Origin of the sequence: Streptomyces niphimycinicus (assembly GCF_018883605.1) — a bacterium.
GTDB lineage: Bacteria > Actinomycetota > Actinomycetes > Streptomycetales > Streptomycetaceae > Streptomyces > Streptomyces niphimycinicus.
Genome location: NZ_JAHLEM010000004.1, coordinates 1 through 8,781 on the forward strand (window position 1 = coordinate 1; position 8,781 = coordinate 8,781).

9 protein-coding genes are annotated in these 8,781 nt (G+C 73.4%); all 9 read left to right on the forward strand.

Annotated features, from left to right (window positions below; translation table 11 throughout):
• Positions 1-262, forward strand: a 262-nt coding sequence (locus KN815_RS00455) for a hypothetical protein (RefSeq protein ID WP_216339027.1), incomplete at its 5' end; no start/stop codon positions are given.
• 3 nt (positions 263-265) lie between these two features.
• Positions 266-1,216 carry a DUF2334 domain-containing protein gene (locus KN815_RS00460; RefSeq protein WP_216339029.1) on the forward strand — a complete coding sequence of 317 codons (951 nt, stop codon included), beginning with the start codon at positions 266-268 and terminating at the stop codon, positions 1,214-1,216.
• Complete coding sequence (locus KN815_RS00465) at positions 1,213-2,190, forward strand: hypothetical protein (protein WP_216339031.1); 978 nt, start codon at positions 1,213-1,215, stop codon at positions 2,188-2,190. Before KN815_RS00460 ends, KN815_RS00465 begins: the two co-directional genes overlap by 4 nt.
• The gene (locus tag KN815_RS00470; protein WP_301184533.1) at positions 2,187-3,002 is read left to right on the forward strand and encodes an HAD family hydrolase; all 816 of its coding nucleotides are present in this window, start codon (positions 2,187-2,189) and stop codon (positions 3,000-3,002) included. The genes KN815_RS00465 and KN815_RS00470 overlap by 4 nt, the downstream gene beginning before the upstream one ends.
• A 204-nt stretch (positions 3,003-3,206) precedes the next feature.
• Positions 3,207-3,965: an AP endonuclease gene (locus KN815_RS00475; RefSeq protein ID WP_216339036.1), complete on the forward strand. Its 759-nt coding sequence runs from the start codon at positions 3,207-3,209 to the stop codon at positions 3,963-3,965.
• Complete coding sequence (locus KN815_RS00480) at positions 3,962-5,068, forward strand: glycosyltransferase (protein ID WP_216339038.1); 1,107 nt, start codon at positions 3,962-3,964, stop codon at positions 5,066-5,068. Before KN815_RS00475 ends, KN815_RS00480 begins: the two co-directional genes overlap by 4 nt.
• The gene (locus tag KN815_RS00485; protein ID WP_216339040.1) at positions 5,068-6,144 is read left to right on the forward strand and encodes a phosphotransferase; all 1,077 of its coding nucleotides are present in this window, start codon (positions 5,068-5,070) and stop codon (positions 6,142-6,144) included. Before KN815_RS00480 ends, KN815_RS00485 begins: the two co-directional genes overlap by 1 nt.
• Positions 6,145-6,261: 117 nt before the next feature.
• Positions 6,262-7,482, forward strand: a complete 1,221-nt coding sequence (locus KN815_RS00490; RefSeq protein WP_216339042.1) for a Gfo/Idh/MocA family oxidoreductase — start codon at positions 6,262-6,264, stop codon at positions 7,480-7,482.
• A 290-nt stretch (positions 7,483-7,772) separates the two neighbouring features.
• Entirely contained in the window at positions 7,773-8,669 is an 897-nt protein-coding gene (locus tag KN815_RS00495; RefSeq protein ID WP_253208650.1) for an MDR/zinc-dependent alcohol dehydrogenase-like family protein, read from the forward strand.
• Positions 8,670-8,781 lie beyond the last annotated feature (112 nt).

The window sequence follows — 8,781 nt, forward strand, 5'->3', positions numbered from 1 at the left end:
CCCCCTTCCCGGCGCCGACGCCCGGGAGACGGACGCCCGGCGACGCCTGGCCCGTGAGTTGCCCGTCCACGGTCTGCTCCTGCGCGACGCGGACCGGGCGGACTGGCCGGTGTCGCGCATCGAGACCTTCGCGCAGGGAGCCCTGCTGCTCACCCCGCTCGCGGACTTCGTCCTGGTCGGCCAGGAACTCGTGAGCCAGGAGCTCTACCAGGCAGCTCTGCGAGCGCTGGAAGCGAACCGTTTCGCCCGAGAAGGAGCATGACCGATGTCCCACAGCAGTCCCCCCGCAGCACCCGGTGCCCCGCAAGCATCCGGTGCGGTGTCGATGTGTCTGCGTCTGGACGACGTGCACGGCCTGACACCCCTACAGGTGCTTCGGGAGCTGGACGCGCAGGTATGGGCGGGCCGGCCCGTCGTTCTGGGGACCATCCCCTTCCCCGCCCGCGGCTGTCTCGGCCCCGTCGCCGCCCTGCGCGAGACCCACGGCCACCGGTCCACCCTGCGCAACAGCGAGCTCGTCGACTACCTCGACGAGCGACGGGCCCGAGGGGCGGCGGAGGTCGCCCTGCACGGGCTCACGCACGCCGACCACCGTTCCCCCGCCGGCCCTGCCGCCGCCGAGCTGGTCTTCCCGTCGTCCGAGCGCTCCGACCGCCTGATGACCTGCCTCAAGACCTGGCGCGCACGCTTCGGCACCCGCACCCTCGTCGCGCCGCACAACTACATCGCACCGGAACTGACCGACCGGCTACTGGCCGGGGGATACAACGTCTCGCGCGCAGTCACCCGCCGGGAAGTGACCGCGCTCGGCCTGGACCCCGCAGCCGCCGATGCCCGTGGCGAGGCCAAGCGCCGCCGGCCCTTCCGCCTCGTCGGAGGCGCTGTGGACGTTTACCAGACGGCCGGGATCGACTACGGCCGGGTCCGGCGCTCCGGCCTGGACGCCGAGCTGCTCGCCGCGTCCGTCATGGAGATCGCGGCCCCGGCCGGGGTGGGCGTCCTCACGTTCCACTGGTGGGACTTCCTGACGCCGGAGGGTGCTTGGCGTATGGACTTCGCCACCTTCGTCGCCGACGTGTTCCGCCACTGCGAGTCCCTGGCGCCGGTGCGGTACACGACCGTCGCCGGGCTCGCGGACACCTTGCGTGACTTCACGGCTCCGACGGGCCCCGCGCGGCCCCTCGCCGCGGTGCCCCTCTCAGGCGGTGCGGCATGAACACCGCAGAACTCGCGGTGGCCGGCTCCCAGCCGCAGTCGCCCGACCACGGTGACTGGGATCTCACCACGGCGGGTGAACCGCTGCACCTGCACGGCCCCGCCGCACTCGGCGACGCCTGGCCCCGTATCCTCCCGCACCTGCCGGTCGCGGCGGTGAACCCCTGCTCCTGCGGTCGGCGGGCCGACCTCGGTCCGGTCCCGGGCGGCCAGTGGTTCGACGAACGCTTCGCGGCCGCCGTGCTGCCCGGCGCGGTGGAGACGGATGACGCGCGGCGCATGCTCGGGGCTCTGCTCCACTGCCGCCACCTCGGTCAGGGGCTACTCACCCTGCACTCCGTCGTCGTCGCCCGCGGCGACGACGCGGTTCTGCTGCTCGGGGGCCACGGCGGCGGCAAGACCCTCACGGCCCTTGCCCTGCACGCGCGCGGCTGGCAGCCGCTCTCCGGTGACATCTCCCTGGTCGGCTTTCCCCGTAACGGAGCACCCCGGTTCCGGGGCGGCACCTCCGGGTTCGTGATCCGCGAGGAGGCCGTGGCCCGTTACCTGCCGGACCGGGCCCACCTCTACCTGCGGGGAAAAAACGCTCCCACTCCGTCCCATGGCAAGACGGACATCAGCTCGCTCTTCCCGCCCCCGTCGCCCGGCACGCCGTCCCCCCGCCTGAGTGCCGTTCTCCATGTCCGGGTGGAGACCCGCGAGAGCGCCGTCATCGAGGCGCCGGGCCAGCACCTCGCGCACTCGCTCGTCTATCAGGCGAGCGGCCGCCAGTTGGACCGGGTGACGCGCCGTCACCCGGTGGCGCTGCGCCCCCTGGAACCCGCCGCCTACACCAGAAGGAGGCTGGTCCTGACGTCCCGGCTCGCCGCGGCGCTGCCCTTCTGGTCCGCCCTGGGAACTCCGGAGGCCATCGCTGCCCGGCTCGACGGGTTGCTGGCCGGCCGGAGCGGCCGTCCCCGCGCAGCGACGTCATGACGCCCGCGACCGACCGCTCCGTGCCCGCCGCACGTTCACGGGAGACGGGTAGGCCCACCGATCCGCGGGTCGATCCGAGAGCTCCCGGCACGGGGCGCCGGCCACCCGAGCGGACTCGCATCCGCTGTCTGGCGGTGGACTACTCCGGCACCCTGGCCGATCCGGGACCGGTGCTCACCGGCACCCTCGTGGCCGCGGCGGTGGGGGCCGACGCGCCCGAGGCGTTCGCCGCGGCGTTCGACGCCGAGGCCCGCGCACACCGGTCCCGCGGCCGGCGGACGGACATCGCCACAGTGATCGCCGGTGCCGCGCGAGAGCTGGATTTCCGGCTACCGGCCTCGCCGGCCGTGATCACCGAGGAGTTGTGGTCCCTGTGGCCCGACAGCCCGGTGCGGCCGGACGCGGCGGAAGCACTGCACACCCTGCACGCGGCCGGCTACGCGATCGTCCTGGCCTGCAACACCAGACGGCCGGTGCCGGTCCGCCGCCGGACGCTGGCCGCTGCCGGTGTGCTGTCCTGCTTCCGCTCTCTGGTGCTGTCCTCGTCGATCGGCCACGCCAAACCGGCCCCGCCCTTCTACCAGCACGTTCTCCAGTCGGCCGGACAGCCCGCCGCAGCGGTCCTGTTCGTCGGGGACACGTTCGCGAAGGACGTCGAAACTCCCCGGGCCCACGGCATGCCGGCCGTCTGGGTCGCTCCGGACCGGGCGGCATCAGCGGGTGCCGACCCCGGTGTTCCCGTCATCAGCCGGTTCGCGGAGCTGCCGGCCCTACTGGAGGAACACCACCGTGACCGCCTGATCGCCCCGTGACACCACCGGCGCCGCACCCGAACCCACCCACCGCACGGCAGGCCCGCCGGAACCGGGGCATCTGCATCCGGATCCTCCCGGGCCGACGCCGAGCCGGACCGGTACCGGAGCCGCGCTCACCGTCGTGTCCTGCCCCGCCCGCACACCGCGCCGTGCCGGCCGCCGTCCGGCGCCGACGCCGTCCATCCCCGATCGGAGCCAGCCATGAATCCCGGCCCGCCGCCCCTGGGTCTCTACAGCATCGGAGTCCGCGACTTCCAGCCCTCCCGCCATCTGCCCTGGGCCCGGGCCAACGGCATACCGTTCGTCCATCTGCGGGCAGGCGCCCGCGGTCTGCACATCTCGCGGCGCGACGACGACCAGATGTCCGCCTGGCGTGACGTCGCCGACCGCACCGTGCCGATCACCGCGGTGACGACCGACGTCGAACTGGCCGACCTGCTGCACGCGGACGCGACGGCGCTCGCAGAGGTCCGGACCAGCGCCCTGCGCGGTGAGCTGCTGGGTGCGAGGTCGGTACGGCTGCTCGCCACCGAGACCCCCGAGACCTGGGCGGCCCGCATCGGTCCACCCGAGGTGCCGGCCCGCGGCCGGCTCCTCGTGGAACTGCACGCTCCCGGCTGGTTCACCCCGGACGGGATCGATGCCGCACTCCGGCTGGCCGACTCGCATCCCCGTGTCTCCCTGCTCGTCGACACCCTTCAGTTCAGCCGGCACGCCCAGGACGCCACACCGGATTCGGCGCGTCGGCTGGTGACCGCCGCGGCGGTGGTCCACCTCTCGGACGACGGCTCGGGACTCGCCGAACCGGGCCACCGGCTGGTCGTCGACGCCCTGCGGGAGGCGATGCGGCGCGGAGCCCGTCCCGAGCTGGCCTTCGAATGGACCGGGCCCGACCGTTCCGCGACCGCCTGCCTCGACCGCTACCGCCGGGCCGTCACCTGGACGGAGAAGATCTGGTGACCCGCGCCGACCGCTGCCGGGCCGTTCCCTGGGTGGTGATCTGTGACTACCCGAACTGGCCGAGCCCGTACTTCGCCCAGTTCGAGGCGGCCGTCGCGGATCGCCTGGACCTGCGCTTCCAGCCGGACCTGAGCGGCCTGGCGGAGCAACCTCCCGGCATCGTCAATCTGCACCGGCTCAAGCGGCTCTACCGCGACGCGAGCGGCCGGCCCGACCTGAACCTCGCACACGGCCTGGTACGCCGGCTGGGCGCGCTGCGGGATCGGGGATGGCGTGTCGTGTGGACCGTCCACAACCTCTACCCCATCGACCGCGCGCGGTTGACGGAGGCCGACGGGACCGCGACTGCCGGCGTCCTCGCTCTCGCGGACGCCGTGCTCTGCCACACCCGGTCGGACGCCGCCCACATCCGCTCGCTGGGCGCTTCGCGCGGCCGCGTGGAAACCTGCGGCTGGGCCGGACCACCCGCGCCCGCCGCCCCGACGCCGTCGGCGCACTCCGCCGGGATCACAGCGGCCATGCGGGACTCGCACGCTTTCCTGATCCTCGGCAACATCGCCCGCTACAAGGACGTCCCCGGACTCGTCGAGGAGTTCCGGCGGGCGGACATCGAGGACAGCCGTCTCTACGTCGTCGGCCCGTGCCGCGACGCGGACCTCGAAGCCTCCATCACTCGGCTGATCCACCATGACGAACGTGTCGTTCGGTGGGCGCGGCGAGTGGAGCCGGACCAGGTGAGGCACTTCCACGACGCCGCCCGCGTGGCGGTCTGCACCTACCGGGCCGAGGGCGGACAACGGTTCTTCACGCAGGCTCTCTACCCCAGCTCCGTGGGCACCGCCGTGGTCTGCGGGGTGCCTCTGGTCGCCCCCCGACTGCGAAGCGTCGTCGAGATGACACAGGGACACCCGGCGTTCCTGTACGACACTCCTGGTGAACTGTCCGGAGCGCTGGTGCGAGCCGCCGGCACACCGGACACCCGCGGCAGACGTCCCGAGCGGGACGAGAACGCGCAGTGGAAGAAGATCGCCGAAGCGCATATCGAGGTCGCGTCCGTCTGGGCCGGGCGTCCGCACGGCACCGCGCGAGGGGACCGGCTCTGATGCCGAGCCGACCGCCGCGGCCACCGGACGTGGCCTGCCCCGTCGAACCGCACGACACCTCGGCGGTCGCGGCCGCGATCACCCTCGCCTACGGAATCACCGTCCGTTCGGTGCGCAGGCTGGCCGCCGGACACGGCACGACCAACTACACCGCCCTGGGGCCGAGCGGGCCGCTGTTCGTCAAGCAGTACCCGGCCACCGCCGACCTGGCACAGGAGGAGGCGGCCATCGCCCTGGCGGAGGACGCGGTGACCGGCGGCGTACCCGTACCGGGCGTGCTGCGCACCCTTGGCGGGCGGACCGTGGCCGTGGTGGGACAACGCTGTCTGTCCGTGTGGGAGTACCTGCCGGGCCGCACCGGGGACATGTCCTGCGCCGTCAGGTCGCGGGCCGCCGGAAACATGCTGTCCCGCATCCACGCACGGTTCGCGGAGCACCCGGTCCTGGGCACGAGCTCTCGGCTGATCCGCACCTGGGCCGGGACCGGTCCGGACGCGGTACGAGAGAGGATCACGAGGCTGCTCGACATGATCGCCGCGCGGCCCGAGCACGACGACTTCGACCGGCGCACCATGGCCATCCTGCGCGAGCGCCTCGCCCTCGCCCACCGCTTGCCCGCCCTCGTCCACGGTCTGCCGCCGCTGACCAGCCAGGTGATCCACGGCGACTACAGCGTGCCCAATCTCGTCTTCCGGGACGACCGGCTCGTCGCCGTACTGGACTTCAGGCCCCCGAACCCCTTCTACAGCAGTTACGAGATCGGCCGGATCGCCCTGTCCCCGGCGAACGTGGCCAGGCACTCCAACTGGTCGGCCATCGCCACCGAACTGGTCTCGGCCTACGCCGGGGCACACCCGGCGCCACGCGCCGACGACATCGTGTACAGCGCCCGGGTCTGGCTCATCCATCTGCTCGGCAGCCTGTACGGAGCGAGGCAGCACTACGGCCGTGCCGGTCCGCTCCAGGACCAACTGGACACGTTCTGGTTCCAGCGCCACCGGACCGTCGAGGTCCTTCTCGGCCATCTGGACGACATCGAGGACGCCTTCAGGACGGCCGTCGGCCGCGCGGGCTGACCACGGCGAGGGAGCGTCCGCGGAGCGGAGGCACCTGGCCGTGAGGGCCCCTCGTCGAACACCCGCACACCACCACCGGCCGACCGAACGCCGGCGCGACACAACACTTTGGAGGACATGGTGACCACACCTTTGCGGATCTCTCTGGTCGGGCTCGGAGTCGCGGGACGGCTGCACCGATCGATCCTCGGACGCATGGGCGCCCGGCTGACCGTGGTCGACCCGCAGCAGGAGCGCGCGGGTGAGGCCCCCTCCTGGCCGAGCGTCGACGCGATGCCCACGGCGGCCGTGGCCGGCACGGACGTGTGGTCCGTGTGTTGCCCGACCGCGGACCACCTCGGCGTTCTGCGGCGCATCCTGGCCAGGCAGCCCTCGGCCCGGGTCGTGCTGGAGAAACCCGCTTGCGCCAGCGCCGAGGTCGACGACTTCCGGCAACTGCTGGCAAGCCACCCGACCGCTCGGGTGGTCGTGATCGACCAGTACGCGCACGCCAGGGCGCTCGACGCGCTCGGGACCACCCTGGCCGCTCATGAGCCGGGCCGGCCGGTGCCTCAGCGGGTGCGGGTGGCGTTCACCAAGGACCGGGCCGCCGACATCGCGGCAGGCCGGTTCGTCGACCGGGACTACGGGGTGCTCGGTTACGAGTGGTTGCATATGCTGGCCGTCCTGCGCCGGGTCCTGCCGGCCCCGGCGAACACCGCGTATCTGACGGGCGACGTCGGGGAGAGCCTCCTACGCGCGTCCTACCACCCGGAGTTCCACACGACCGCCCTGGAGGAGCGCACCGTCCTGGCGAGCGGTACCACATTGGAGATGTACTCGTCGATCCTGGAACCGTACGTGTCCGACGCACCCGCGCCGCGGGACACCTCGCGGTGGCTGCCGCCCGGCGCCGCGAGGGCGGACCGCGGACGGTACGTCTGCATGCAGGCCGGCGAGACGCACGCCCGGGTGGACCTCGACCCCGTAATCGCCCCCGGCGGTTGGTCCTTGCCCCGCAACACGCACCGGCTGACGGTGCGGCGCTCCGGCGAACTCGTGGAGGACCGCCTGATCACCGACTCGCCCCTGGAGACTGCGATCCGCCGGGGCATCGACACCCTCACGGGGGAGGCTCCCGTCGGGGCGCCGGACCCGGGACCACTGCTGAGGATCTCGCGCCTGGCCGACCGGCTGCGCGGCCCGGCTGACGCGAACGGCCCGGCCCCGACGGCAGCCTCCGCCGGTGGCGACCCGCTGGAGGCCGGACATCCGGCCCCGGCCTCGCCCCGCGCGCACCGTCCGCACCGAGTTGGTCCGGGGCACCCGCACCTGAGCCCGGCCCCGTCCACACCCTGAGCTGGTCGTCTATCGAACGCTGACCGATCGCGGACGGCGGTCGACCCGACGCAGATCCGACGTGGAGGCGGCGACGCCACCATGAGCTCCCATCGCACAGCACGGAGGACGCTATGAACGAGACCAGGGAGCCCGGCCTCCGTCGCGGCCACGCGGGGGTCCGCACCACCACGGCCCGGTTCCCGCCACGAGCCGTCCGCCCACGCCGGATCCGCCGCCCGTCCGCATCGCGGAGTGGTTCGAGAACCCTCCCCCACTGGCACACCCACACAGACGACGGAGGTCGGCCGATGCCCAGGGACAAGCACGAGGGGCGCCGCCGGTACGCCGGAGCACGTATCCGTCTCGAGGGCGGGCGGGCCCGCCCGGTTCCGGCGGCTGAGCCCGGACCGGGCATGGTGGAGGGCCGCTTCAGCGTGCTGAGCCCCGGCACCGAGCGGCGGCATCTCAGCGGGCCCGACCGCGAGGCCGGCTACATGACACTCGGCAGAACCGAGGACACCGGCCCCTGGGTGCTGGCCCCCGTGCCGCACGGCGCCTCGTTCGAACCCTCCTGTCCCGGTGCGGTGACCGCTCCGCCCGGAACGGAACCGCGCCTGGTGGCGCTGGCACGGTTCCAGATGATGGCCTGCCTGGGCCTGGACCGTCTTTCGACCACCGACCTCGGTGATGTGACAGTCGTCGGATCCGGACCGGTCGCGCTGGGCTGCGTGCTGGAGCTGACCCGCCGCGGCGCCTCCCGCATCCGCGTGGTGACCGCGCGGCGCCGTCCCCCGATCAGCCGGGCTCCGGGGGTCATTTGTGTGCCTCCCGGGCAAGCGGGCCGAGGGCGACTGGTCATCGACGCGGCCGGCGTCCCCGCGAGCGCGGCCGGACTCACCGCGCCCGGGGGTGTCATCGGCCTGCTCGGCACACCCGACACCACCGCCCGGCTCGGCACCCTGGAGGTGCACCGCGCGGCCTGGACACTGGTGGGCATGCACGAACTGGCCCCCGCCTCCGAGGGCGCGTACCAGGAGGCGTTCACCAGGGTCGCCCGCTGGCTCACCGGCCACCTGGACGCCGACCTGGCGGATCTGTGGTGCCGGACCGTGCCCGGCAGCCGGGCCCCGGAGTTGTTCGACTCGCTGGCCACCCCCGACCGCCCGGCCGAGCCGGTCGTTCTCCTGGACTGGGGGGCGGCGTGAGTGCGGCTCGGCCCCGCAGGCCACGGTGGGTCCCCCGGTGGATCGAGGCCGCGCTCGCACGTCGGCGCCGACGGGGGAGGCAGCGCCCGCCCGGCGCGGCGGTCCGGGCCCG

Bases quoted from the DNA above. Each gene is read 5' to 3' on its own strand.
- KN815_RS00460 (WP_216339029.1), top strand. From the start codon at position 266: ATGTCCCACAGCAGTCCCCCCGCAGCACCCGGTGCCCCGCAAGCATCC.
- KN815_RS00465 (WP_216339031.1), top strand. From the start codon at position 1,213: ATGAACACCGCAGAACTCGCGGTGGCCGGCTCCCAGCCGCAGTCGCCC.
- KN815_RS00470 (WP_301184533.1), top strand. From the start codon at position 2,187: ATGACGCCCGCGACCGACCGCTCCGTGCCCGCCGCACGTTCACGGGAG.
- KN815_RS00475 (WP_216339036.1), top strand. From the start codon at position 3,207: ATGAATCCCGGCCCGCCGCCCCTGGGTCTCTACAGCATCGGAGTCCGC.
- KN815_RS00485 (WP_216339040.1), top strand. From the start codon at position 5,068: ATGCCGAGCCGACCGCCGCGGCCACCGGACGTGGCCTGCCCCGTCGAA.
- KN815_RS00490 (WP_216339042.1), top strand. From the start codon at position 6,262: ATGGTGACCACACCTTTGCGGATCTCTCTGGTCGGGCTCGGAGTCGCG.
- KN815_RS00495 (WP_253208650.1), top strand. From the start codon at position 7,773: ATGCCCAGGGACAAGCACGAGGGGCGCCGCCGGTACGCCGGAGCACGT.